Here is a 1,109-nt window from a genome sequence, read left to right as displayed (position 1 = left end):
GTGGGTCCCAGCAATGCATCAGAGATCACCCCTCCGGTCAATAACACGCTTCGCCTTCCCCTCAAACCGTGGCCCCGGCACAGTCACCTCCCAGTTCCCTGAGCAGGCTGAAAATATTTTCTGTAGACAGGCCAAGCTTTGCCGCAACCCTGTCCCTGACAGCGCCTTCAGGCAGAATGTTGGCAAAGAAAAATTTCACGGCATCGCCGGCGTTTGTTTCATCCTGCAGCGGAAGAGATACAGACAGGGGTATGGAGTGAGGATCCCGGAGCCATTCAGGGTCGTATCTGAAATGGTACGTCCTGTTTTCGTCCAGCCATAGTTTTCCGGTTAATGTTTCATTAAAATAGACCAGCAGGGGCTCATCCATGACTTATTCGCCCCTTTTCTTCACATCCAGATACAGGCCAAGGCCATCCAGAACTTTAAACAACTTGTCCAGACGGGCCGTGGGTTTTCCTCTTTCCAACTCCCCCACAAAACGCACTCCTACCCCGGAAAGTGCGGCCAGCCGGGCCTGAGTCAGTCCGTCAGCTTTTCGTTTTTCGGATATTATCCGGCCAATCTTCCTGGTATCTTCAACTGGTTGGGTCATGATGTTGTTCGCTTATCCCGATGAGGAATAAATGGTTTGTCACGAGCATTTTAAGATCAAGATAATCCTGATCGGGTCGAATTAGCCTATGAAGCTTTGAATTGCAAGCAAATATTCCTGATCGGGATTTTAGGTTGGAAAGAAGAAGTCTTTTTATCTCTCACCCGCTCTCCCGCTAAAAGCGGGATCGCTTGAGCCACAGAGCCTGGGAGAAGAGAGAAGTCTTTATTTTTCATTCCTGCGAGTTGCAGTAATGAAAAAGGGTCTGCCGCACCAGGAGGGGAGCTTGTTGTTCATATACACCGGCTCGGGGGATATGGATATTAAACCTCTTACTCCTGCTTTCTCTTCCTCGTGCCTTGCTCGGCGGCTCTAGGGCCGCTTAGGCCCGGGCGTGAGATATTCTTTTCTTTTGACTCTCGCCCGCTCGAAGACTCGCTTGAGGCGCAGAGCTCGCTGAGAAGAGAGTTCAATTTTTCATTCCCGCGAGTTGCGGTAATAAAAAAGATCTTCC

Annotated in this window: 3 protein-coding genes; all 3 read right to left on the bottom strand. The window is 50.2% G+C overall.

What is annotated here, in order from left to right; genetic code table 11:
• Positions 1-61 precede the first annotated feature (61 nt).
• Positions 62-370: a HipA N-terminal domain-containing protein gene (locus tag D5S03_RS09560; protein ID WP_287043707.1), complete on the bottom strand. Its 309-nt coding sequence runs from the start codon at positions 368-370 to the stop codon at positions 62-64.
• A gap of 3 nt (positions 371-373) precedes the next feature.
• Complete coding sequence (locus tag D5S03_RS09555; RefSeq protein ID WP_287043705.1) at positions 374-595, bottom strand: helix-turn-helix transcriptional regulator; 222 nt, start codon at positions 593-595, stop codon at positions 374-376.
• A 332-nt stretch (positions 596-927) separates the two neighbouring features.
• A partial coding sequence (locus D5S03_RS09550) for a hypothetical protein (RefSeq protein WP_287043703.1) occupies positions 928-1,109 on the bottom strand: 182 nt, incomplete at its 5' end.

Origin of the sequence: Desulfonatronospira sp. MSAO_Bac3 (assembly GCF_003838035.1) — a bacterium.
Classification (GTDB): Bacteria; Desulfobacterota; Desulfovibrionia; order Desulfovibrionales; family Desulfonatronovibrionaceae; genus Desulfonatronospira; species Desulfonatronospira thiodismutans.
Note: the sequence above shows the minus strand (reverse complement) of the source record. Positions and strands in the feature narration are given on the sequence as shown.

Bases quoted from the DNA above. Each gene is read 5' to 3' on its own strand.
- D5S03_RS09560 (WP_287043707.1), bottom strand. From the start codon at position 370: ATGGATGAGCCCCTGCTGGTCTATTTTAATGAAACATTAACCGGAAAA.
- D5S03_RS09555 (WP_287043705.1), bottom strand. From the start codon at position 595: ATGACCCAACCAGTTGAAGATACCAGGAAGATTGGCCGGATAATATCC.